General features: G+C 51.2%; 24 protein-coding genes and 1 other annotated feature. Of the genes, 14 read left to right on the forward strand and 10 right to left on the reverse strand.

Annotated elements, in window-relative coordinates; genetic code table 11:
• Positions 1-143 precede the first annotated feature (143 nt).
• Complete coding sequence (locus tag I8J30_RS18065) at positions 144-1763, forward strand: sensor domain-containing protein (RefSeq protein ID WP_210660312.1); 1620 nt, start codon at positions 144-146, stop codon at positions 1761-1763.
• A gap of 157 nt (positions 1764-1920) precedes the next feature.
• On the opposite strand, the gene I8J30_RS18070 is transcribed toward I8J30_RS18065, so the two are convergent.
• Positions 1921-2445, reverse strand: coding sequence for an ankyrin repeat domain-containing protein (locus tag I8J30_RS18070; protein ID WP_210660315.1), 525 nt, complete (start codon positions 2443-2445; stop codon positions 1921-1923).
• A 202-nt stretch (positions 2446-2647) separates the two neighbouring features.
• On the opposite strand from I8J30_RS18070, the gene I8J30_RS18075 reads away from it, so the two are divergent.
• The 6 genes from I8J30_RS18075 (at position 2648) to I8J30_RS18100 (ending at position 9739) form a co-directional block, all read left to right on the forward strand.
• Complete coding sequence (locus I8J30_RS18075; RefSeq protein ID WP_210660316.1) at positions 2648-3952, forward strand: glycoside hydrolase family 140 protein; 1305 nt, start codon at positions 2648-2650, stop codon at positions 3950-3952.
• The gene (locus I8J30_RS18080; protein ID WP_210660324.1) at positions 3949-4974 is read left to right on the forward strand and encodes an NAD-dependent epimerase/dehydratase family protein; all 1026 of its coding nucleotides are present in this window, start codon (positions 3949-3951) and stop codon (positions 4972-4974) included. The genes I8J30_RS18075 and I8J30_RS18080 overlap by 4 nt, the downstream gene beginning before the upstream one ends.
• Before the next feature lie 108 nt (positions 4975-5082).
• Positions 5083-5517 (forward strand): GNAT family N-acetyltransferase, encoded by a 435-nt coding sequence (locus tag I8J30_RS18085; protein ID WP_210660326.1) that lies wholly within the window; start codon positions 5083-5085, stop codon positions 5515-5517.
• 580 nt (positions 5518-6097) lie between these two features.
• Positions 6098-6466 carry an AraC family ligand binding domain-containing protein gene (locus tag I8J30_RS18090; RefSeq protein ID WP_210660328.1) on the forward strand — a complete coding sequence of 123 codons (369 nt, stop codon included), beginning with the start codon at positions 6098-6100 and terminating at the stop codon, positions 6464-6466.
• A gap of 198 nt (positions 6467-6664) precedes the next feature.
• Entirely contained in the window at positions 6665-8350 is a 1686-nt protein-coding gene (locus I8J30_RS18095; RefSeq protein WP_210660330.1) for an extracellular solute-binding protein, read from the forward strand.
• 177 nt (positions 8351-8527) lie between these two features.
• Positions 8528-9739 carry a glycoside hydrolase family 76 protein gene (locus tag I8J30_RS18100; RefSeq protein WP_210660332.1) on the forward strand — a complete coding sequence of 404 codons (1212 nt, stop codon included), beginning with the start codon at positions 8528-8530 and terminating at the stop codon, positions 9737-9739.
• Between the two features lie 107 nt (positions 9740-9846).
• Here I8J30_RS18100 and ald read toward each other — a convergent pair whose 3' ends face one another.
• A complete protein-coding gene (gene ald / locus I8J30_RS18105; protein ID WP_210660334.1) occupies positions 9847-10980 on the reverse strand; it encodes an alanine dehydrogenase in 1134 nt (377 codons plus the stop codon).
• 189 nt (positions 10981-11169) lie between these two features.
• Here ald and I8J30_RS18110 point away from each other — a divergent pair, with 189 nt between their 5' ends.
• Together I8J30_RS18110 and I8J30_RS18115 are read left to right on the forward strand one after the other, a co-directional pair.
• A complete protein-coding gene (locus I8J30_RS18110) occupies positions 11170-12816 on the forward strand; it encodes a PucR family transcriptional regulator (protein WP_210660335.1) in 1647 nt (548 codons plus the stop codon).
• Positions 12817-12829: 13 nt separating this feature from the next.
• Complete coding sequence (locus I8J30_RS18115) at positions 12830-14089, forward strand: MFS transporter (protein ID WP_338044887.1); 1260 nt, start codon at positions 12830-12832, stop codon at positions 14087-14089.
• Between the two features lie 65 nt (positions 14090-14154).
• On the opposite strand, the gene I8J30_RS18120 is transcribed toward I8J30_RS18115, so the two are convergent.
• The 4 genes from I8J30_RS18120 to I8J30_RS18130 form a co-directional block, all read right to left on the reverse strand.
• A complete protein-coding gene (locus tag I8J30_RS18120; RefSeq protein WP_210660358.1) occupies positions 14155-14553 on the reverse strand; it encodes a LytTR family transcriptional regulator DNA-binding domain-containing protein in 399 nt (132 codons plus the stop codon).
• A gap of 1 nt (position 14554) precedes the next feature.
• Positions 14555-14686, reverse strand: coding sequence for a hypothetical protein (locus tag I8J30_RS33740; protein ID WP_256256516.1), 132 nt, complete (start codon positions 14684-14686; stop codon positions 14555-14557).
• A gap of 34 nt (positions 14687-14720) precedes the next feature.
• Positions 14721-15383: a hypothetical protein gene (locus I8J30_RS18125; RefSeq protein ID WP_091223268.1), complete on the reverse strand. Its 663-nt coding sequence runs from the start codon at positions 15381-15383 to the stop codon at positions 14721-14723.
• A 256-nt stretch (positions 15384-15639) separates the two neighbouring features.
• Complete coding sequence (locus I8J30_RS18130; protein ID WP_210660360.1) at positions 15640-16065, reverse strand: VOC family protein; 426 nt, start codon at positions 16063-16065, stop codon at positions 15640-15642.
• 170 nt (positions 16066-16235) lie between these two features.
• Here I8J30_RS18130 and I8J30_RS18135 point away from each other — a divergent pair, with 170 nt between their 5' ends.
• The 3 genes from I8J30_RS18135 (at position 16236) to I8J30_RS18145 (ending at position 18638) form a co-directional block, all read left to right on the forward strand.
• On the forward strand, positions 16236-17195 hold the full coding sequence (locus I8J30_RS18135; protein WP_240548169.1) for a helix-turn-helix transcriptional regulator: 960 nt from the start codon (positions 16236-16238) through the stop codon (positions 17193-17195).
• Between the two features lie 30 nt (positions 17196-17225).
• The gene (locus I8J30_RS18140) at positions 17226-18110 is read left to right on the forward strand and encodes a prenyltransferase/squalene oxidase repeat-containing protein (protein WP_210660369.1); all 885 of its coding nucleotides are present in this window, start codon (positions 17226-17228) and stop codon (positions 18108-18110) included.
• A 168-nt stretch (positions 18111-18278) separates the two neighbouring features.
• Positions 18279-18638 carry a DoxX family protein gene (locus I8J30_RS18145; RefSeq protein WP_210660371.1) on the forward strand — a complete coding sequence of 120 codons (360 nt, stop codon included), beginning with the start codon at positions 18279-18281 and terminating at the stop codon, positions 18636-18638.
• A 54-nt stretch (positions 18639-18692) separates the two neighbouring features.
• On the opposite strand, the gene I8J30_RS18150 is transcribed toward I8J30_RS18145, so the two are convergent.
• The 3 genes from I8J30_RS18150 to I8J30_RS18160 all read right to left on the reverse strand — a co-directional run bounded on the left by I8J30_RS18150 (position 18693) and on the right by I8J30_RS18160 (position 20980).
• Positions 18693-19118 (reverse strand): cupin domain-containing protein, encoded by a 426-nt coding sequence (locus I8J30_RS18150; protein WP_240548170.1) that lies wholly within the window; start codon positions 19116-19118, stop codon positions 18693-18695.
• Positions 19119-19135: 17 nt separating this feature from the next.
• Positions 19136-20176: a phosphotransferase enzyme family protein gene (locus I8J30_RS18155; protein ID WP_210660380.1), complete on the reverse strand. Its 1041-nt coding sequence runs from the start codon at positions 20174-20176 to the stop codon at positions 19136-19138.
• A 165-nt stretch (positions 20177-20341) separates the two neighbouring features.
• Positions 20342-20980: a pyridoxamine 5'-phosphate oxidase family protein gene (locus I8J30_RS18160; protein ID WP_210660382.1), complete on the reverse strand. Its 639-nt coding sequence runs from the start codon at positions 20978-20980 to the stop codon at positions 20342-20344.
• A 113-nt stretch (positions 20981-21093) separates the two neighbouring features.
• Here I8J30_RS18160 and I8J30_RS18165 point away from each other — a divergent pair, with 113 nt between their 5' ends.
• On the forward strand, positions 21094-21654 hold the full coding sequence (locus I8J30_RS18165; RefSeq protein ID WP_210660384.1) for a 5' nucleotidase, NT5C type: 561 nt from the start codon (positions 21094-21096) through the stop codon (positions 21652-21654).
• Positions 21655-21686: 32 nt separating this feature from the next.
• Positions 21687-22304 carry a LysE/ArgO family amino acid transporter gene (locus tag I8J30_RS18170; protein ID WP_210660387.1) on the forward strand — a complete coding sequence of 206 codons (618 nt, stop codon included), beginning with the start codon at positions 21687-21689 and terminating at the stop codon, positions 22302-22304.
• 42 nt (positions 22305-22346) lie between these two features.
• On the opposite strand, the gene metG is transcribed toward I8J30_RS18170, so the two are convergent.
• A complete protein-coding gene (metG, locus tag I8J30_RS18175) occupies positions 22347-23993 on the reverse strand; it encodes a methionine--tRNA ligase (RefSeq protein ID WP_210660390.1) in 1647 nt (548 codons plus the stop codon).
• 43 nt (positions 23994-24036) lie between these two features.
• Positions 24037-24298 (reverse strand) — a binding site (T-box leader).
• Positions 24299-24454: the final 156 nt, after the last annotated feature.

Genomic DNA, 24454 nt, shown 5'->3' on the forward strand with positions numbered 1-24454 from the left:
GTGGCCAATCCATTATTAAAGGGATTAAATATTCATGGGCTAAGCGATTGAGCAGAGCAGGAAAACGTCCTCAATTGCAGAAATATAGGGATACACAAAACATTTACATCGTAGAGGCACCGCACAAGGAGTTGAATAGGGATATGAGCCCGCACGAGTTTCATTTGCAAATTGGCCGGATGCTGGATGAGATCGCAGACGGTGTTTTTATTATGAAAGTTGAGAACTTGGAGCTGACCTATTATTACGTAAACAAAGCGGCTACCCGCATGACAGGAATTGAAATGTCGGATGCAGGGCAGACCTTCTTCGAACGCAATTCGCCTGCAATGGCTGACTATTTATATAAGAAATACGTTAGAGTCGTGATGGAGCGGACGGACATCCGCTATGAGGACGGCGTTGTAATGCCGAATGGAACGATGAGCGGGGAATCGATGCTGTCGCCTATTTTTGGAGAGAGCGGCGAGGTTGAATATGTCATCTGCTTAACGCGCGATATTACCGAACGCAAGAATTACGAGAACCTGCTGTTCCACTATGCCTACCACGATGACCGGACGAAGCTCTACAACCGCAGATTTTTAATGGAAAAAATGATGAGCGCCGAAGCGCTCTTTCTGCTCGACCTCGACTATTTCAAAAATATTAACGATACGTTCGGCCACGACGCAGGGGATGCGGTGCTTGTAGAGGTTGCAACTCGCTTAAGCGTCGCCTTTAAAGCGGACTATACGCTGGTTCGGCTTGGCGGCGATGAATTTATCGCAGCTGCCGGCACGCGCGTAGAGCAGCCGGAGTCGATGGCTTTTGTGATCATGGAGCTGTTTCGCGCGCCTTTTCGGATTAACGACCAGCAAATTAAGCTGAATTGCAGCATCGGCATTGCGCTGAAGCAGGGGCATGAAGACATTCAGACGCTGCTCAAGCAGGCGGACATTGCACTTTATAAAGCCAAAGGTGCCGGTCGCAAAAGCTTCCACGTCTACGAGGCGACCTCCCGATACGACCACGTCGAGAATTTCATCCATGAGCTTGCGCTGTCGAGCGCCATTGAGCTGGAGGAATTCGAGCTGCATTATCAGCTGATCTACAGTCCGCAGCAACAATGCGTAGTCGGCGCCGAGGCGCTGCTTCGCTGGAATCGGGCCAATATCGGCATGGTACAGCCCGCGGAGTTTATTCCGATTACGGAACAGACCGGCCTCATCGTGCCGATCGGCTACTGGGTAATCCGCAAAGCCTGCCAGGATTGGCATCAGCTGGTGGAGGGCTACGGAGAAGACATTCGGGTATCCGTGAACATCTCGAGCGTGCAGCTTAGCGAGCCGGATTTTGTAGATCGCATTATTGAAATACTCGAGCAGGAAAATGTCCCTCCGCATGCGATCGAGCTGGAGCTGACGGAGAGTACCGTTATCAGCGATTCGCAGGGGGTAAGACAGACGCTCAGCCGGCTGGGGGCTGTTGGCTTCAGCATTGCGCTGGATGATTTCGGCACCGGTTACTCGTCGCTAAGCATGCTGACTTTGCTGCCCATTGATACGCTGAAGATCGATCGCTCTTTTATCCGGGAAATGAATGAGTCTGTTCTCTCCGCCATGCTTGTGATGGCCGGCGCCTTGCGTATGAAGGTTATTGCGGAAGGCGTGGAGGATGCGGGGCAGTACGAGATGCTAAGAGCGATGAACTGCTGGGGCATTCAAGGGTATTACATCAACAAGCCGGTTGCGCTGGCTGCGCTGCAGCAGGTTCCGGTATAAGAGGTTGATAAGAACACAATACAGCGGCTGGCGGGGGACAACCTTGTTCAGCTGCTTTTTTTATGGTTGCTCTTACCCCTTATCACCATTTCCCTCCACCTTGATATCAAAAAGCTGCCTCGAAAATGCGCATGCGCACTTTCGAAGCAGCCCTCCATTAATTCACGGCTTCATTCGCACGTTGGAGCAACTCGGCAACGCGATGATTACCTTGCTTGGTCGCTATCGAAGCTGCCGTTTCTCCGCCTCCGGTTAAAGCATGAATGTCAGCCCCATGTGCAAGCAGCAAGCGTATGATCTCTTCGTTATCATCATGAAAAGCGGCCGTATGGAGCACGGTATGCCCATTGCTGTCGATAATCGTAGGCTGAGCTTGATTGGAGAGCAGCAGCGAAATCACGTCCACGCTGCGTTCGCCTGCAATTGCAGCATGCAAAGCCGTGTTCGAAGGGATGTAGGATACTTTGGAATGCGAAATGGCATTCACATCTGCGCCATGATCGAGCAGAGCCTGCACAGCCTCCTTGCTGCCGAAATGCGCCGCGAATCCCAAAGGTGTTAAGCCGTCGTCATTCTCGGTGTTGGCCAACTCCGGATGAGCTGTCAATATAGCACGAAGCTGAGAAACCTCATCCAGACGAGCAGCTTGAAAAATATCCTCAATAAGTGATTTGTTTTCCATTGTTATTCCTCCATAGCCCGATAGGGTTATAACCTCGACTATACCTTTTCTGGGAGCATGTTCCACATTCCTGCATCGGCGCAGCGCAATAAAAAAACAATATTTTATTGTATACATTGTGTATTTATTTCGTAGACATTGTTTTTTGCTCCATGGTATAGTGCAAAGGAAAGCATGACATGGACTCGAAAAGAGGGGAACAATGAGACAAGTTACGGTAGCGGAGAACAAGGAGATTCTTCTTGACCGCGGGCAGCCTTTTTTCTATTTGGCAGATACAGTGTGGGGGGTATTCTCGGCCGCGAAGCTGGAGGAGTGGGAGGTTTATCTCGAATATCGCCGCTTGCAGGGGTTCAATGCCCTGCAGATTAGCGTGCTGCCGCTCGTGCATGAAACGGTTGCCGATGAATTGCCTTTTCGAGTGGGTGCGGAGGGCAAATGGGACTTTATGAGCTGCAATGAGGCTTACTTCGATAAAGCGGAGAAGATGCTGCAGATGGCCTGCGAACGCGGCTTCCTTCCCGTGCTTGTCGTGCTTTGGCACAACTATGTTCCCGGTACCGGCGTGAATAACATGCATCCGGAGCATACGATTCCGTGGGAGGCTGTCGAGCCTTATACCGAGTATGTGGCGAAGCGATTCGCGCGCTATAATCCGCTTTATTATATCAGCGGCGACACGCAGTTTGAGAACGAGCAAGTGACCTCGTATTACGAGAAAGCATTGCAAACCTTGAAACGCTACGCTCCTGAAGCTGTGACGGCGATGCATATGGGATCGCATCAGCACGACATTCCGGAGACGATTTTGCAATCGGAGGATTTGGACCTGTACATTTATCAATCCGGTCATCGGACGGAAACGCAGTCGGATTGTTACGAGCTCCCGGAGCAATTCATGGATAAGACCATTCGCAGACCCATTTTGAATTCAGAGCCCTGTTATGAGGGGCATGGGTATGGCAATCGCTATGGCCGGTATGGTGCTTTTGATGTTCGCCGCGCTTTCTGGTGGAGTGTTCTTGGCGGTGCAAAAGCAGGCTTTACCTACGGTGCGCACGGAATCTGGTCCTGGCATAGAAAGGGGACGCCGTTTAACAATGAGGATTTTGCCAAAACGCCGTTTGACTGGCGAGTGGCACTCCGATTCTCGGGTGCGTGGGATATCGGCTATGCCAAAGAATTGTTCGAGCAGCATGCGATGTTCGAGCTTGTCCCGCGTAATGATCTGCTCGTTACCCCTTATCCGGAGATCCGCGTTGCCGGGAGCCGCGATTTAAGTAAAATGGCGGTCTATGTTCCGTACAGCAACGATGTAGAGCTCGCGTTAAACCTGACTGCAGAAGGCTACACGGTGAAAATGATCGATCTGGATAGGCGGAACGTCATTCGGCCGGCAGTTACAGTCAGTTTCGATGAGCATGGTGCGAGCAACAGCAGAATTTCGATGTCAGAAACGAATACGGACGTACTCATCATCGCGCTTAAGGGGGACACAATTAGATGAAGGTGCTCATCATTGGCGGAACCGGGACCATTAGCACGGCGATTACGGAACAGCTGCTGTGCCGCGGAGATATTGAAGTTTGGCATTTCAATCGGGGCCGGGGAGAAACACCTGCAGGCGTTCGGACAATAATTGGCGATCGGCGGGATTTTGCGGCATTTGAAGCGCGGATGGCGGAAGCGGGGCGGTTCGACTGCGTTATCGACATGATTGGGTTTCAAGCGGATGAGGCTGAGAGCGCGATCCGGGCTTTTAAGGGCAGAGTCGGTCAGTATATTTATTGCAGTACGGTTGACGTGTATACGAAGCAGGCGAAGCGTTACCCGATTACGGAGGACGGCGAGCGCGAGGCGCTGCCTTCGTTCCCGTATGCGTTTAATAAGGTGCTGAGCGAAAATAGGCTGCTGGAAGCTCATGATCCCGACGCGTTTCCGGTTACGATCGTCAGGCCGGCGCAAACGTACGGCGGAAGCGGGACGGCCGTCCCCTCCATCGCGGATGGCAACTACAATATGAAGCGGCTGCGTGAAGGGCGTCCGATCGTCATTCATGGCGACGGAACTTCATTGTGGGTCGCTTGCCATCGGGATGATGTGGCGAGAGCTTTTGCGCAAGCCGTTGGCAACGAGGCAGCTTTCGGCAAAGCGTATCATGTAACAGGAGAGGAATGGATGACGTACGACCGTTATTGGAGAACGGTTGCGACTGCGCTTGGTGCGCCCGAGCCAAGGATTGTTCATATCCCGACTGATCTTCTGGGCTTGTTGCTGCCGAAGAAGGCGGAGTGGTGCGTGGAGAACTTCCGGTACAATAACCTGTTCGACAATTCCGCGGCGAGGCGTGACCTGGATTTTCGCTATACCGTGAAGTGGGAGCAGGGCATTCGAGGCGTTATTGCTGAGCTCGATAAGACGGGCGCGATCGAGGCGGCAGGCGAGCGGCCTTGGTACGATGCGCTGGTAGAGGCGTGGTCATCGGCGGAGAAGCTGATGGCGGAGCGGATGGCTGGTTTGGACGGATAGTGGATGGAGTGGCTTGGAGGCGTGAAGGCATGGAGGTGGGGAGCGCTGTCGCCTGTGGATGTGGTATAATCTTGGTCACGAAGTAACCACGCAAAGGCGGTATCCCTTATGTTGATTGATATTAAAGCAAAGCTGGATGAAGAAGCGATACAGGAGCTGCTCGGCTGGTCGGTATTCCCGGAACCGGAGCATTTGGAGAGAGCGGTGCAGCGCTATAAGGATGATGCATCGGCTAAGCTGCTTGGCTATGTATCGGAGGACGAAATTATCGGACTGATCGGGTATCACTACGCGGGCAGCGATACGATTGAAATCGACCATATCGCCGTTGATCCATCGGAGCGGTATAAAGGCTACGGAAGAGGAATCATTCTAGAACTTCTTGAGCTGGAGAAACCCGCGGTGCTGCTGGCTGAGACGGACGAGGAAGCTGTCGACTTCTACCGGAGCAGCCGATTCACGGTGGAGAGCCTGGGCGAGAAATACCCCGGCACGGAGCGGTTCAAATGTACGTATTACGCGGATGAGGACGATAGTGAATAGGTCAATGGCGGCGTTAGGGGAGCTCCCCGCGCCGCTATTTTTTGTTTTGGGAGCTGAGAGTTTCGTGTTGGAACGCTCAGCATCCACAAACGGAGCCAGATGGTTAGTGTGAGAGCGGAGAGTTCGATTTTCGAACGCTCGGCATGAATTCGGCGCGGATTTGATGGTGAGAGTTCCGATATGGAACTCTCACCTCCAACAAACAGAGCCAGATTCCGCATCCAGTGATTCCAGATGGAGCATAATACGCTGTCGTCCAGAGAGAAGCGCTTTAAGAACCACCACGATTTGCTCTCCGTCCACTCGGCGGCGAAGCAATAATCGGCGAGCCGCGGGTCCTTCATGATGCCTTGCTCGATGAGCGGCATATGAATGTCGCAGGATAGATCCTCAAACGTTAACTGCCAATCGTCATTCAAAGGAATTCGCAGCAAGGACAATTCAGCTCCCTTTTAGCTCCATTTTCTGCAGGACTTCGTTCTGTTGATAGCGTACCATTCCAGGTGCAAAAGAATCTTCATTTCCATTGATTCAGAATTGCTTTCTGTTGATATAATGGACATACAAGGGAGGTGTGACCATGCTGCGATTAAGCGCTGACGGACTGATTGATGCGGAGTTTGAAACGGAGTTCTATTATCACCGCAAGCTTCAGTACTGGACGATCGTGCATGATCACGAAGACTTCTATGAATGTTTCCTTATTACGGAGGGAAGCGTCTATCATCTCGTTAACGGCGTGAAACAGCTTATGACAGAAGGGATGTTTACTTTCATCCGTCCAACCGATACTCATAGTTATGAGCGATATGGCGATGAAGAAGTGGAGCTGCTTAATATTAATTTTCGGAGCTCGATGGTGGAGGAGGCTTTTGCCTATTTGGGTGAGGGGTTTAATCAAGCAGGAGGAAGCGGCAATACCGGTGCGAGGATCGGAAATGCGGCTTGATTAACAAAAAAATAACAGCGCTTACATATGTGAAAATGGTAAAATGTCGTAGAATAAGAGGGGACATTGGAGACAAATAGCCATCTAAACTGGAATCTACTGGGATAAATATCGGGATAGTATGAATTAAATCATAGAATAGAAGGCCTTTCGATACTATAATGGGTTATACAGCAAACATAAACTTGGGGGAAGCAGATGAAAACTACAGCGGTGAGTTTATTTCTGTGTGCATCAATCGTGTTAAGCTTGGCGGCTTGCGATCTCTATGGTGCGGACGAGGGTAATCAGTTTAGTGCTACTTATCATGCGGGCGACTCCAAAGATGAGAAGGACTCGAATACATATGCGCATATAAATGATGATGGACCATTTAAGAAGTATGAGAAACCGATTACGGTTACGCTCGGAAGGCAAGGAATAGCCGGTAATAACTTGCCTAATGGGGATACGCTCGAGGACAACGAATTTCTCAAGTACGTCGAGGACCGCCTCAATGTGAACGTGATTTATGAGTTCTCCATTGAAGATGTGGATGACTATAATCAGAAGGTCAGTTTGGCGATAGCCAATAATAGCATGCCCGACATGATGGTCGTCAATGAGCAGCAATTCAAGGAGATGGCAGGAGCAGACATGCTGGCTGATCTGACTCCTTTTTACGAGGCTTACAGCTCACCTCTTATTAAAGATTATTACAAGTCCTTCTCCGACGATCGAGTTCTGAACACAGGCCGCATCGGAGGTAAGCTGTACGGACTGCCGAATACGAACATTGACGGAACTTATCAGCTGCTGTGGGTGCGTAAGGATTGGCTGGATAAATTGCAGCTGAAGCTCCCATCTTCCATGGACGATGTTCAAGCCATTGCCCGCGCCTTCAAGGAGCTCGATCCCGATCAGAACGGCAAGTCGGATACGGTAGGGCTGCTCGGGGACAAACAGATTGTCGGCGATGCGGAATTTTTTACCTTCGATCCGATTTTTAACCAGTACCATTCGTATCCGAAGAGCTGGTTTAAGGATGCCGACGATAATATCGTGTACGGATCTACGACACCGGAGACGAAGGAAGCGCTCATGAAGCTGAGGGATATGTACAAAGAAGGCCTCATCGATAAAGAGTTTCTGACGCGCAAATGGCAGGACAATGCCGCGCTTGTATCCGGCGGTCGAGCGGGAATTCTGTTTGCGCCTTGGTTTGCCGGCTGGATGCTGGCGGACAGCGTGAAGACCGATCCGAAAGCGGAGTGGGTACCGCTTGCTGCACCGCTTGATGGGGACGGCAAACGTAATGTAGTGCCTTCGGCGCCTTCGGGCACTTTCCTAGTGGTAAACAAGCATGCGATGCATCCGGAGGCGGCGCTCAAGATGCTGAGTGTCGAATACGAAGGCATCCGACTAATCGATCCGAAATCGCATGAGCTGTACAAGGATGAGATCGTCAGCTGGCTCAACTATCCGCTGAACGTGCAGCTGGACTTCCAAGATTCGTTAGCCCGCGATATTCCGATCTACGACAAGGTGCTGATGGATAACGATCTGCAGGACATGCCGGCACGGTTAATTAAGCGCGTAAATGCGATCTTGAAGAACAAGAAGGAACCGAAGCAGGACATTACGGCTTTCGCGGATTCTCTCGCCTACTACACGGGCGGCGCCGTTACGGGAACCAAAGAAATAACGAAGGTGGACCCGATCTTCTATGGCACGACCGAGACGATGGTGAAGAAAGGGACAAGCCTTGATAAACTGGAGAATGAAACGTTCCTGCGCATCATTACCGGCGCGGCCCCGATCGAGGATTTCGATAAGTTCGTCTCTACATGGAAGCTGTCCGGAGGCGACGAGGTTACGCAAGAAGTGGCGGCATCCCTAAACTAGCCATTCCGATAGAAGGTATCCAAGCTTACGTTACGGTAAGCAGGGGTACCTTTTTGTAATGAAAGAAACTTGATCCGCAGAAAAATTTCTATTTACTGGCAACTATTACATCGCCATACTAGGAAACAGGGCAGCTGCACAGCATGTCCAATCACCCACATCATAGGAGGTTATAGGATGAAGAAATTTTCTGCTCTATTGCCGAAAGCGTGCTCGAAGATCGTGATTGTACAGTTGATTATGGCACTCGTGTTCATGATGGCTCCGACCGGAGCTGTTACGGCCGGTTCCGGCTCCGCGTATTGGACGCTTGCACAGGAAACGCATAATTTTACGGCAGGCAATTTGTTGACGTCCTCCAATAGCTACCGCACTGAAATCGGGGACAATGCCACGACGCAGTGGTACAACGCGAGTCAAATCTATGCGGATGCCGCGATGCTGGAACAGGGGGATTCCCGGTACCTCTCCTACATGAACAATACCTACAGCTTCATGGGCAATATGTGGGACCTGACAAGCCCGATTGGCGGCTACTTCGCGCTGAGCAATCTTGACGGCACGGGGGCAGGCGGGGATAAATATGTCGATGACGCTTCACTTGCAGGCGCGGCTTATCTGGATGCTTACGAGGTGACGACCGGCGTCACGCAGCAGAATTATTTGAATTCGGCTAAAGCCGTAGCGAATTGGCTGATGTACAGCGGGCTCTGGGATTCGACCGGAGGCGGCGGCTTCTGGTGGACGACGAATAAGACGACCCCTTACATGCAGATCAAGGGCTCGGAGGTCAACGGGCTTGCTTGTCAGCTGTTTCTCCGTCTCTATAGGATTACGGGGCAAACCTATTACAAATCATGGGCCGATTCGATCAAGCAGTGGCTCGATGCCTACATGTTTGATACCTCTGCCGGCTTGTATAATTGGCAATACGAGCTCGCGAATAATAGTGTCACGCCGATAAAATTCACATACGACAATGCCATTATGATGGAGGTCAACCTGCTCTACAAAGCCATCACAGGGAATCATGCGTATTTGACGAGTGCGCAGAATATCGCTGCGAATATGAAGAATCAATTATGGAACACGCAAAACAGTACAGGCGCCTTCATCATCAATACGGCCGATCCCGTCTTTAACCCCTGCTACAGCGGCTGGGCTTCGCAGTCTTTTATTAAGCTGTACCAAGCGGACGGCAACGTCAGCTGGCTGAATACCGCGCAGCAAAATATCGACACCTTGAATGCCAAGCTGCGGGATACAACCAATCATGGCTACCATTACAGCTGGGATCCGGCAACGAACAATATCAAAGACGGCTCGTATCATACGGTCAGTCAGGCATGGATGCAGAGGGTGCAAATCATGCTGTCGCAATACCGTTAATTACCTGCGCATAAGAACCACCAAGCCCCCTTGAGATGATCTCAAGGGGGCTTGGCGTGGGGTTTAAAAAATATGAAGAGGGTCTGAACCAGGTTCAGGTTTTCAATTTATATGTGAACGGTATGCAGCCCCAGCACTTGTGCCAGAGGCGTGTATGCATAACCAAGATCATCGGCTACGGCTTTGTAGGTGACTTTGCCATTAATGATATTCGTGCCGCTTTGCAGCGCAGGGCTGTCTTGAATGGCTTGATAAGCGCCTTTGCGGGCAATTTGCAGCGCATACGGTATGGTTGCGTTAGTCAAACCAATGGTGGATGTCTGCGGAACGGCACCGGGCATGTTCGCTACGGCATAATGAATGACGCCGTGCTTCACATACGTCGGATTGTCATGCGTAGTAATATGGTCAATCGTCTCCACGCTTCCGCCTTGGTCAATGGCCACATCGACGATTACCGCGCCTTGCTTCATCGTTTTCACCATCTCTTCGGAGACGAGAACAGGGGCTTTCGCTCCCGGAATCAGAACGGCGCAGATCAGCAAATCTGCTTCGGCAACGCTGCGTGCAATGTTATAACGGCTCGATACGAGCGTTTGGACTTGATTGCCGAATAGGTCATCGAGCTGCCGCAGACGGTTCGCATTCAGATCGAGAATCGTCACTTCCGCACCTAAGCCGATGGCAATCTTCGCGGCATTCGTACCTACAACGCCGCCCCCAATTACGGTGACTTTGCCTCTGGCTACGCCGGGAATGCCGGAGAGCAGAATGCCGCGTCCACCTTTGGAGCGCTCAAGCAGCTGGCTGCCAATCTGTGCGGCCATCCGGCCGGCCACTTCGCTCATTGGCGTCAAGAGCGGAAGAGTTCCGCCTTCTTTGACCGTTTCATAAGCGATCGCGGTCACCTTCGATTGAACAAGCGCCTCAGCTAAGCTTGGCTCTGCGGAGAGATGCAGGTAAGTGAAGAGAATAAGATCCTCTCGGAAATAAGAGTATTCGCTTGGCAGCGGCTCCTTCACTTTTATAACCATATCTGCTTGCTGCCAAACATCTTCGGCATTCGTTAGGATAACGGCGCCCGATTGTTGGTATTCTGCATCGCTAAATCCGCTCTCAAAGCCGGCATTGGTTTCCACGTAAACGGTATGTCCGTCCTGTACAAATTCTTTTACACCGGATGGTGTTACGCCTACGCGGCATTCATTATTTTTAATTTCCTTCGGCACGCCAATGATCATAGTCGATCTCTCCCCATTTATGAATGCGAACCTCTGAAAGTCTGTTCTTTGCTGTTCTTACTTGCATTATAAAATGGATCGGAAGCATAAACATCATACATAACATAAAGCGAATTGACAAATGGATAGACGTTTATGTATATTGAGCCTACTGGTTATAGACAAAATGTCTAATATAAGGGTGATAAAATGGACACGATGACGTTTGGGATAAAACAGCTGCTTGAGCGGCCGATATTTCGAGCCGCGAGGCTCGTTGCGGGGCGAGAAGGGATCCATCATCCGGTCGGCTGGGTGCATGTGCTTGAAATCACGAATGTGGCTCCGTATGTGAGTCCGAATGATTTGATTCTGACGACGGGCCTGTGGCTGAAGCAGAACGAGCAGGAACGGTTTGCCTATATGAAGCAGCTGATCGACCAGCAGGCGGCAGGACTATGCATCGAGATGGGGACCACCGTCGATAACATTCCGAAGGAAATTGTGGAGCTGGCGGACCTGCATCATTTTCCGCTCATTGTGTTCGAGCAGCCGGTGCGGTTTGTTGAGATTACGCAGGATATTCATGCCCTGATCATCAACAGGCAGCATCAATTTCTGAAGGAGCTGGAAGTTTATTCGCGAAAGCTGCAGCGATTGACGCTCGAGAGTACCGGGATCGCGCAAATTTTGAAAGCCTTCCACGAACAATCGGCCAGGCAGGTGCTGTATTTCTCGTCGCTCGACCACAGCATTTTCTTCCCTGCATTGACGACGAAAGCATCGGGTCCGATTTCGAGCTTCCTGCAGCGGCAAATGGATACGAAGGCGCTCTCTGCGAAGGACGTCTCCATTCTGTCTATGAATGCACAGCAACTGCTCGTTGTGGAGCCTGTTATTTGCTTCGGCCAGACGTTCTCCTACGTTGGCGTACTTTTGCACAATCGCGCCGAGATTACCGAATCGCTGACGCTGCTGCTTGATTACACCACGAAGGCCGTTGCCGCGATTACGCTGCGCACCGAGTTTCTGGAAGAGAAGATGTCTCGCGACCATAACGAATTCATCCTGGATCTTATGAACAACCGCATTGAGAACGAGGACCAGGCACAATCCCGAATGGGGCTTCGTCAGCTGAACAAAGGCGAGTATTTGTTCGCCGGCGGCATTATTGAAATTCAGCATACGGCTGACATCGAACCGATTACCATTGAGGCCGATAAGCAGGATATGCTCATCTTGGTTCGGCAGCTGCTGAAGAAGCATGGGCTGTACAATCTGGTTATGATCCAGAACAATCGCATCTATATGCTCTGCGCCAAAGACGCGCTGCATAAAGAATCGCATGACAACTTCCAAACGACGCTCATGCGGCTTGCGGAGGAATTACGAGCCTCTGCCCACGAGCCGACGAAATCATTAAAGCTCCATGCCGGCTTCGGCAAGCTGCGCACGCAAATCGTGGAATCCTCCAGAAGCTTCGAAGAAGCGCAGCAGGTGATTGACGTTGCGCGAAATGTAGCGACGCAAGAGGGCTGCATTTTCTATGACCGACTGGGTGTGTACCAGCTGCTGAAGGCCGTTCCGAAGTTATCCTTCCTCGCTTCCTATGTGGAAGACCATTTAGGAGCGCTTATCGCCTATGATAAGGAGCATCATCTGCAGCTTATAGAGACGTTGGATGTTTATTTGGCTTGCATGGGCTCGAAGCAAGAGACGGCGGCGAAGCTTCACATCCACCGGCAGACGCTCTATAATCGATTAGAAAAGCTCAGCTCGCTGCTGGGAGAAGACTTCCTGGAAGCCGATAAACGGCGCTGTCTGGAGATGGCGCTTGTTGCCTATAAGCTGAAGTAAGGAGATGCGGGGAATGAAGTCATCCAGGTTGTATTATGGCTGGGTAGTGGTCGGCATTGTGTTTCTGACGCTGCTCGTTTCGGCGGCAATCAATTCCGTGCCCAGCGTTCTCATGCTGCCGCTTGAGAAGGAATTCGGCTGGGATCGGAGCGCGGTATCCGGCGCGATCTCCATTCGCATCCTGCTATACGGGTTAATGGGGCCGTTCGCCGCAGCGTTTATGGCGAGATATGGGGTACGCAAAATCATGGTGATCTCGATGCTGCTGCTCATCGTCAGCTTGTCGCTTACCCCGATCATGACGTCGATTTGGCAGATGACGCTCCTGTGGGGCATTATGGTCGGGATCGGAACCGGATCTTTAGCCAATGTGCTCGGCGTTACGATTGCCGGCCGTTGGTTTGTCACGCATAAAGGACTCGTAATCGGCATGCTCACCGCGAGTGCGGCTACCGGCCAGCTGCTCTTCCTGCCGCTGCTGGCTAAGCTGACGGAGGATATCGGTTGGCGGACCGCTGTATATACGGTTGTAGGTGTGTTGGCTGTACTGACGCCGATTGTCGGGATCTGGATGCGAAACCATCCTTATGATGTAGGGGCATCCGCGCTGGGTACAACGGAAGTGGTGAAGCCTGTACCGTTTACCGGTAATTTGTTCTTCACTCCGATTCAGACCTTGCTGAGCGCCGCACGCAGCGGAACATTCTGGCTGCTCGCCGGCACGTTCTTCTTCTGCGGTTTCTCCACAAACGGACTCATCGGGACGCATCTGATACCGGCTTGCGGCGATTACGGCATCCCGCTTGTAACCGCGGCAGGGCTGCTGTCGTTGATGGGGCTGTTCGATCTTGTCGGCACCACGCTGTCGGGCTGGCTGTCCGATCGTTTCGACAGTCGCTGGCTCCTGTTCTGGTATTATGGCCTGCGCGGACTTTCGCTCATCTTCTTGCCCTATGCGCTTGGCATGGGCTATATGCAGCTCACCGTCTTCGCCGTCTTCTACGGCCTCGACTGGATCGCGACGGTTCCGCCGACCGCGAAGCTGGCCTCCGATACCTTCGGCAAAGAGAAGGCCGGCATGATCTTCGGCTGGGTTGTCGTGGCGCATCAAGCCGGCGCTTCGCTTGCGGCCTACGAAGCGGGGCTGCTGCGCGTTTGGCTCGGCAGCTACACGGTGCCTTTCGTCATGTCCGGCTTCCTCTGCTTACTGGCCGCGCTGATGGCGCTGCGTATTCGCCGTGCCAGAGCTGCCGCGATTCAGGTGGCCTCCTAAACGAAACGGATTCATCAAAGAAGCCTTCTTCCCGGTAAGGGAAGAAGGCTTCTTTATGGTTCAATCTATGTTGTCGATAATCCGCCGGTCAGATCATTCCGAATCGCAGGTGATTCTGCAGCGCTGCAGAGTCGCTCTACTTCCTTCAGATGTGCGCCGGAAACAGGTGCGCTTGGTGAGTCACTATTAACGGGTTTCTTTACAAAGTATAACCGCTGCTGGATTTCATCGAAAAATTCGACTTGGTCCATTTGAACGACGTAACAACGATCGACTTTCTTAAAACCTTCGCCTACTAAGAAGCGCTCATGCTCTTCAAACGTAGAAATTTGACTGTAAAGACCTTCTCTTGTTTGATAGTATACCTCGCCGCGGTAGCTGCGCATAAGAAGAACGTCCTCAAGATCAATAAAAACGATATCGAACTCTTTTTTATTGTATCTTTTTACGACTGGAATCTTCATATTACACGCCCTTTTTTCTTAATTCATTTGGAATGCGCGGGTTGTGGAGCAGGAAATAAGATCCTGTCAGTACAAACAAGGATGAAACGCCGATAATGGCTGCCGCCAACATTTGGTAGGCTCTTTTTTGCATCGCTATCACCTCCTTATCAGAGTAATAACGAGACCTATTTAGCGTCTTCTTTGTCTTTTCTTATGGAGTAATGCAGAAATAGGGGGATCGTTAGTAGAAAAATGACACTTGCGACAATCGCATAATCTTTATAGTTTCCTCGCAGGATGAGTCCGGCGCCGGCAGCGATGACGAGACTGGATACGACAACGACGAGCAGTATCGCGTTGGTTCCCGTAATCGTGACGTTCGCGCGATGAGAGGCCGGTACATAATCATAACCCCAATGCTTGATATAGATGGTTCTGCTGATCGCGAACACGATTGCCGCCGACAGCAGCTGCACCGATGCGGCTAGAATAGGGGTGCCGGCTACAAGCTCCAGCGGAGTGCCGGATAGGGAAAGTCCGAGAAGCGTCAGCCCCTGTATGGCGAATCCGACTATGAATGCTGCGGCGTTCATAATGAGAGAATAATAGATTGGAACCCGGAACAAGACCCATAAGACAATAACTAACATCCCGAGCTGTATATAGGAAGAGATATCTCCGATTTCAGGAATAAGCCGTGTGAAGTACGAAACCTGACTCATCATGAGCGAGACAATCAAAGTGATATTTAGCCGTTCTGTCACGGGAAAGCGGAATAAGGTGAACATTAAAACGAAAACCGAAAAGTATTCTACCGATGATCCCAAGATGAAGTATAAATAGTTCATAGTACCGCTTTTCCCTCCTAAGTTAGTATTATAAGGCCATATAGCTTCATTTTACCATGTCTCAAGGAATAGATTTGACATTTTTCTTTTGACTTACGACATTTGGACTAGTTGATTCCATTATATCAGAAGCAAAATGCATATAAACGAAATAAATACGACAAAAAGAGACATAACTTCCCGCGCTGTGTAAGCAAAAAAGACACGGCCCGCAGGATGTGCGAGGCCGTGTCTCTTGGTCATAACTAGGTGCATGCTATTGGTGCATATTCGTGTAAAGCTGCCATGTAACGCCGAATTTATCCGTGATAACCGCATAGCCCGGGCTGAAATGCGTTTCAATTAGCGGCACGCTGACTTGGCCGCCTTGTTCGAGTGCGGCGAACGCTTGCTTGGATGTGTCTACATCGTCCGTGCACAGGCAAATTGTAACTTGGTTGCCTAGCTGATGAGGCGTACCCGGGAAGGCATCGGAGAACATAAGGTCTGTCTGGCCGACCTTAATGGTTGCATGACCGATCAGGCTCTTCGCTTCTTCCGGAAGCGGCATCTCCGGGTTCTGCGGCATCTCGCCAAAGGTCTGCATGACGACTACTTCCGCATGTAAAGCTTCTTGGTAAAATGCAATGGCTTCCGCCGCGTTGCCGTTCATAACCAGATAAGGGACCAACATGGTGATCATCTTATAATCGCTCCTTTGTTATTGGGATGGCCATATCAGTATGGCCCATAGGTTCATCATACAATACCGAACATATGTTTGCAATATTGCAATCTTTTTTGTAAGGGCTGCCGGCTTGGTGACAGACTTCATGTCACCAATAGGGTGATATAATGAGGTTGAAATGAGGGATGACAGTGAAGCGGATGGACCGACTGATGGCGATCCTCATCGCGCTGCAGCAAGAGCCGGCAACGGCCAAACGATTGGCGGACAAATTCGAAGTGACGAAACGGACGATTCTGCGGGACATGCAGTCGCTCGCCGAGATGGGGATTCCCTTGTATGCGGTATCGGGTCCATCGGGAGGCTTTCGGTTAATGGAGAGCTTCCGGCTGCCGCCGCTGCAGCTGGATTCCGGCGAAGCTTTATCCGTCCTCTTCGCACTTCGCAGTTTGACGAGGATGGCCGATACGCCGTTTCGGCAGGCAAGATGGACGGTGATGGATAAGCTAAAGGCCATTATGCCGGAGCAGACTTTGGCGCATATCGAGTCCATGCTTGATTATGTCGAGGTCGAGGTGCCGCAGCGCAGCGTCAAATCCCCGTTCTTGTCCAACTTGTTGGCTTACACTGCAGATTCGAACTGGCTTCGCGTGCTGTACCGTTCGGAGAAGCAAACCCGCTGGTTAGAGCTGTGGCCCCGCAAAATGTATGCTGCGCATGGGTATTGGTACTGCGAGGCGTATTCGATTAATCATGGCGAGCAGCGGACATTTCGAGTGGATCGCTTCGAAGCGATCGAGCTCATGGAGGTGCCGGGCGAAGAAGCGGTGCGATTGACTCGGGAAGCCGAGCGTGCGGTCGACGGAGATGAGGGTTCCACCCGCATCATTGCGGAGTTAACCTACCGGGGAGCGCTATTGGCCGAGCAAGACTTCCATATTGGTGACAGCGTGAAACAAGTCTCGGATGAGAGCTGGGAGCTGGATTTCATGTGCCCGGCTTCGGAATGGCAGTGGGCGCTCAAGTTTTTCTATGGGCTTGGCATGGATGCTGAAGTGAAGGAGCCCCGGCATTTGCGGGAGGAGCTGCTTCGGATGGCGAGGGAAGTATATGACCGATACAGCCAAGGGAAAACAGATGAGTAGGGATACCTATTTTAGAGGAGGTTGTTCAGGATGGGGAAGAACGAAATTCTCGAGCGGGCAAAGTCATTTCTATACAAAAACGGCAGATTGATCGATCGGAGACGGTTTGAGTATCTCTTCGAGGGTGGGACAAAAGAAGCTGTCTTCAGCGCGCTTCGTGCTTACCGGAATGAAGACGGCGGTTTCGGACATGCGCTCGAGGCGGACATTCGCTGTCCGGAGAGCCAGCCAGTGCCGACTGAAATGGCATTCATGATACTGGATGAGATAGGATACGGGGATCCGGGGCTGCTTGACGGAATTATCCGCTATGTGCGGAGCATTACGTTACCGGATGGCGGCGTTCCGTTCGTATTTCGCAGCGCGATGGCCTATCCGCATATGCCTTGGTGGGCGGCAGAACGGGATGATGTCGCTTCGATTAATCCAACCGGCCAACTAATCGGCATGTTATGCAAACAGCAAGTACGGACGGACATTTGGAAGGAAGAATGGTTTCAGCGAAACACCGCTTATATATGGCGCGCGTTCGAGCAGGAGAAACCGCATGGTTTTCACGATGGCATCCAGTGGATAACGTTTCTGCAGCATACACCGGAGCAAGAGAAAGCAGCCCCCTATCTAGCTTGGATTGAGGAGTGGCTGCAGCAGCCCGGCATCATCGAGCGGGATCCGGAAGCGGAGGGTTACGTGCAGAAGGTGCTGGATTGGGCACCGCAGCGCAGCAGTTATGCCGGCAAAGTGATTTCAGAGGCCGAGCTGAATTGTCATCTTCAAGCCTTGATCGAGCAGCAGCGAGAGGATGGGGGCTGGGGCATCAGCTGGGAGCCTGTAGGTCCGGGCGCTGAAGCCGAATGGCGCGGTTTCGTTACGGTGGAACGATTAAAGACGTTAAAATCTTATGGCATGTTGTAAATCATTAATGGCGATCCGAGTAGGGAGGGGAACTTTCTGCTCGGATTTTTCTTGTGTTTATCTATGGTTTCATTTTGGAAACAAGGACACTTTAATGTGCCTACTTCTTGTGAAGTACCCTTTGTCGTATGATAAGCCCATACAACAAACAAGGGGAGAGTACAGCAAATGAATATCGCATTATGGGTTGCTCAGATTCTACTGGCGCTTATGTTCTTGATGGGGGGGATGATGAAGACGTTCCAATACGAGAAGGTGAAAGCAAGCATGCCTTGGGCAAAAGATTCTTCCAGGGGATTCGTTCTTCTTATTGGCTTATCCGAGCTGCTCGCGGCCATCGGGTTTATCGTACCTCCTGCAACCGACATTCTGCCATGGCTGGCCGGCGTTGCTGCGATCGGAATCGCGGTCATTATGGCGTTGGCCATTGGGGTACATGCCAGAAGAGGAGAGAATCAAGCGATTGTGATGAACGTGGTTATTCTGGCGATTGCCGTTTTTATTGCGATCGGACGACTCGGTTCATAAGCATTGAAAAGCCGCCAAGCTCCGAAGGGGAGTCTGGCGGTTTTTTTGTGCGTGCTATTCGAGCAGTTCAGCTTTGTATTGCATGAACAAGGCTCGCATCGATTCGGAATCTCGCTGCTCCATCGCGTGAATCGCATCAATTAACGATTGAATGCGCTTGTTCATGATAATCAGATAGCGCGCAGGCTCAGGCGCCGGATTCCAGAATGTATGCTTCACGCCGCGCGGGGCCATGACGGCACTGCCGCCGGCAGCCTCCACGACGGAGTCGCCGATCCGGACCGCGAGCTTGCCTTCAAGCACATACCACGCTTCGTCATCCTCATGATGAATATGCAGCGGCGCAATGCGCATCGGCTCCATATCCGGCGGACAACCCTCGGCCGTCCATTCGGCAATTACCAGTTCAGCCCCGAAGGGGGATAGGGCTTGCCCTAGCAAAGGCAAGGCAGTGATAGGGATGTTCGTTGATTCAGACATGATGGCGGCCTCCCGGTTTATAGTTGGTATGTATCATTTTCAGTGAAGGTAAGTTCAGTTGTGCAGTAGCTGTTAAGTATCTTAATAAATTCTATTTCATGATCCTTCAGCCACATGGAGCGAAGAATAAGCTGCTCCTGCAGAAAGTGAAACGGAACTTTAACGTCCTTGCCGGCTTCATGCTGTCCAACATATAGAGTCAGAAGGGCAGCATAATAGACTCTCATTAGAAGGGGGAGATAGGCAATCTCCGCTGAAGTGATCGTAGTATGACGTGTGTAGTGTTCCGTGAAGGTTTGTACCGCTTGCAAGGAGCTATCATCATATTGAAGCTGATGGTTTAAACATATGGCGAGCTCCATGACGCGCAGGTCTGTGGAAGCAAAGTCAAAGTCGAGCACGCCGCTCATACGATCATCGGGATCGATCAGCAGATTAAAGATTAACAGATCATGGTGCACAATATGCTGGGGGAGTGCATTCAGCTCATCTTTGTACGTTTCCAGTTCCTCAAGTAATGAAAGAATGAGTGGCGCTCCTTCGACATTCATAGCGAAAGGCGGATCTGCTAGGAATCTCTTTAGTATCTCGGCATTACTGAGCGGGTGAAGGGTATCGAGATGATGAAACATCAGTTTCGGGAGTGCTGTAGTCGGCTTGAATAAACGAAGCGCAGCACTTAGCCGACCGGAAGTTCGGCCCATTTCCTCTACATGCTCGGCCCGCGCGAGATTAGGTGTTTCCCCCTGAATGTATCGGACAATCGCGCCAAGACGATGGGGATTGGATAACTTGACATAGTAATTCCCAGCTTTGGTCGGAATGAAGTCAGGGACTGCAAAAGTGAGGGACTGTTGATGTAAAAACGATGTTAATTCGATTTCGAATTGGAGCCGCTGCACATCTTTAGTCTGCGGATCGTAGATTCTGGCTACGTAGGTTTCCTCGCGAATCCGAATGATTTTCGTTAAATTCGTCATGCCAAACGGAACCGATTCAATGGTATAGTCCGAATCATCCCAATAGTAGGCAAGCAACTCCGTTATACCTGCATCCACAGACAAGCACCTCTTCCACAACGTTGTCCCAACAGTTATTCACATTTTTATCCCCAATGTCAACAGCCTTCAACAGCAATAAGTGTATAAGTATTGGGGATGTATAAACATATCCACAATTTAAGTTATCCACAACAGGATACAAGATCGTAACACCGTTTCCTGTTAATACAGCCGCTGCGAATAACCTTCCGCCAGCCGGCGTGCAATCGCCTCCGCATCCGAGCCGGGGAGCTTCGCGTGATCCGCGATAATTTGCGAGGGTGAGGGGAGCGATTCCTTCTCCGCCCATGATTCGGGATTCCAAAGTCCCGAGCGTATGAAAGCTTTGGCGCAATGGATGAAACATTCCTCTACTTCGACAGCAATGCCAAGCAGCGGTTTGCGGCCGTTATGCGCCATCTGTTCCATCAGCTCGTCATCTTTTATGATGGAAGCACGTCCATTTATACGAAGCGTTTCTCCCAGACCCGGAATCATAAAGAGCAGACCGATCTGTGGATTGGATAAAATATTCCGCAGCGAGTCGCTTCTTTTATTCCCCGGTCTCTCCGGCATGACCAGGCGCCGCTCGTTCTGGATCAGCACGAATCCGGGTTGATCCCCGCGCGGCGAAACATCGCACAAGCCGGAGCTGTCGGCAGTCGAGATGACCACCAATGGTGAGCGGTTTAGGAAATCGGTGCAATGCTCGTCCAGATGGGCAATCGCCTTCCGATTTACGATTTCACTGGGGAACCCGATCAGTGCGCGCAGCTCCTCCTCGGTTTCAATGACGTCGTTATAAGCTTCATTTGCTTTCATAGTTGGTTGACACCCCTTGTATTTGAACGGTAGGAAAACGATAATGAGTAAACATACTTACACGCATGCAAGAGTAGATCGAATAGGCACTGCCTCGAAGGAGTTGAGCCCGTTTGCACATTGCCATCGATTTGGATAATACCGTACTGGATGCGACGACTGCGCATATCACCTATTATAATAGGGCATCCGGAAAGGCGCTAACAGCGGCGGATATTCAAGACTTCTATATCTATCGCTCTTATGGCTGGAATCAGGAAGAAAGAGATATCATTTATGCGAAGCATGGCCATGATATTCATTGGCATTCGGCGCCATATCCGAACGCAGCCGATAGTTTGCGGCAGCTATCGCTTCAGCATGAGCTGTCTATTATTACGGCAAGGCCGATGCTGTTCCGCGATGTTACAATCGATTGGCTGAACCATCATAAGTTCACCTATACCAATATCTCATTCGACGAAAATAAACTTGAAGCCTGCATAGCGGCTAAAGTGGACGTGCTAATCGATGATGCGCCTCATTATGCGGAGGAGTTTGCCCGCATGCGCAAGCCGATTATTTTGTACGATCAGCCCTATAATCGAGCCGTTACGAGTGAGTTTGTCTTGCGTGCTGCCAATTGGGTGGAAGTGAACCGGCATATTCAACATTTAGCCACCGGGCTGAAGTAAATTAACAACAGGAATTGGAGAGAGAATGCAATATGCTTGGTGCTATGATTCATGGGTTTATACTGGCATTAGGGTTGATTTTGCCGCTTGGGGTACAAAATGTGTTCGTGTTTAATCAAGGTGCGGTTCAGAGCCGTTTTCGCAAGGCGCTTCCCGTCGTCATAACGGCATCGGTCTGCGATGCGTTGCTGATCTTGCTGGCCGTGCTCGGCGTATCGGTGCTTGTTCTGCAGTTCGTTTGGCTGAAGACCATCCTGTTCGTCGTGGGAATCTTATTCCTGCTCTACATGGGATGGCTGACCTGGAAAAGCAAGCCGGCAAGTCGGGAGTCCTCTTCCTCGGAGGCTCTCGGAGCGAAGAAACAGATTGCTTTTGCTGCATCGGTATCGCTTCTAAATCCGCATGCGATTTTGGACACGATCGGCGTCATTGGGACAGGCTCCCTGCAATACAGCGGAGCCGGGAAGGTGCTCTTCACGGCGGCTTGCGTGGTCGTTTCGTGGCTTTGGTTCACCAGTCTGGCCGCGGCCGGACGACTCACGGGCAGCCTGGATAAATCCGGACGGATTATGATTGCGCTGAACAAAGTTTCCGCGGTGGTCATGTGGGGAACGGCTTTATATTTGCTCGTTACTTTGATTAGTAAGTAGAGGAAAGGCAGGCCTGCGCGGGCCTGCCTTTTTGCATGTCCTTTAGAGCTGGATTCGGCTATTCAACAAATTAGCTTCTTCCTCTTCAATACGCTTGGGATCAATGCGCTCGAATAACAGCGACAAACTCTGAATTTGCTGGCCGGCTGATACAGTAGTGACCTTCCAAGCAGGCTGCCCAAGGGAGAGGAAGATTCGGATACGCTCACAGGAGAAGGGGATGAACGGCTGCAGCAGATTGGCTAAATTCGCAATAATCCCTGCACAGGTATGAAGCGTAATGCCGCTTGCATCCCGATCCTCTTTGACCTGTACCCATGGCTTCTGCTCATCGAAGTATTTGTTGGCCCGGCGGATCTGTGCAAAGATCAGCTCCAGCGCTTCTTTCAATCGGCCTTCTTCGATTAGTGTCCCCGACTCGAGATAAAGCTCCGTAAGAAGATGCATCCATTCGTCGCTAAGCTCGCCTGCGGGCACACGTCCTTCGAACGATTTCGTGATAAAAGCAAGCGTGCGGTTCACGAAATTACCGAAAGCGCCGAGCAGCTCCCCATTATGGCTGTGGATAAACTCACGCCAAGTAAAATCCGTATCCCGTCTCTCAGGGCCATTGGCGATGAGGAAATAGCGGATAGAGTCCGGCTGATACCGGCTCATGATGTCAGGCACCCACACCGCCCAATTGCGGCTGGTCGAGAATTTCTTTCCCTCCAGCGTCATGTATTCGCAGGAAATAATACGATCAGGAACATGCAGCCCGCCGCCACCCAGAAGAACGGCAGGCCATATTAACGTATGAAACGGAATATTGTCTTTGCCATGCACATAATAGGCCGTAATGTCCCTTTCGCTATCCTTCCAGAAGGCCTCCCAGTTCCCGCCGGTCTGAGCAGCCCACTGCTTGCTGGCGGACAGATAACCGCTGACCGCTTCAATCCAGACATAGATTTTCTTATCCTCAAAGCCCTCTATCGGTACATCCACGCCCCAGTCCAGGTCTCTCGTTGCCGCTCGATCATGAAGGCCTTCCTCCAAATAACGCTTAGTCAGGTGGACCGCGTTCTCTCGCCAGCCATGCGCCTTATCGGCATAAGCAGTCAGCTCATCTTGGAAATGGGAGAGGGCGAGATAGTAGTGCTCCGTGGCTCGTTCGGTAGGGGGATTGCCGCATAGTTTGCAAGTTTTATCCGATAGATCTGCCGGGTCGAGGATGGTGGAACAAGCATCGCATTGATCGCCGCGGGCACGGCTTCCGCACACCGGGCATATTCCTTCCACGTAACGATCCGGCAGAAACCGTTTATCCGTCTCGCAGTAGGTCTGTTGCATGGTTTTCTTGTACAAATGGCCATTCTCAAGCAGCTTTAGGAAGATTTCCTGCACGACCTGATGATGGAACGGCTGGTCCGTCCGCGTATAGAGGTCATACGTGAAGCCAAGCTGCGCAAAACAATCCGCAAATTCCTGATGATACCGGTCCGCGATATCGCTTGGCGAGACGCCTTCTTGAATCGCTTGAACCGCGACAGGAGTACCGTGGCAATCGCTTCCCGATACGTACAATACCGGCTCGCCCTTGGATCGGTAATAACGTGCCAGAACATCTCCGGGTAATAAACTCGCCAATCGTCCCAAGTGCAACGAGCCATTCGCATACGGCCAAGCGCCGCCAATAAATACAGGTGCCATCCACATCGCCTCCTTCAGTAGTAAACAGAAAAAGCCCTCATCCCGAAGGGACGAGAGCTGTGCTCACGTGGTACCACCCAATTTTATAAATGCCTCGCGGCATTCACCTCTTCAGGTACGCCGCGGTTCGCGGTTATACCCTAGCACAATAACGGGTGCGGGATCCGGTGCAGCCTACACCCAGCGAGGGTTCGGGACACAGCTCAGAGACCATATTCTCGCGTGTATTCTTTACCCCTTTGCACCGAATCGGGGCTCTCTGTAAAAGACATCTTCGCGATACTCTTTCTCTTCTTCGCCTTTGTTTGAATATTCAGCTTATTCGAGATTATAATGCACAGAAATTTCCAAGTCAAGGACTCTTATAAGCGTATACTATGACAGCCGTAATCGGTTCGTGCGAATTAGCTCTTGCAACATTTTTCCATATAATGCTAGCATTTAGGTGGATAGACTTCCAA

Origin of the sequence: Paenibacillus lignilyticus, from assembly GCF_017942085.1 — a bacterium.
In the GTDB taxonomy this organism is placed as follows: Bacteria; Bacillota; Bacilli; order Paenibacillales; family Paenibacillaceae; genus Paenibacillus_Z; species Paenibacillus_Z lignilyticus.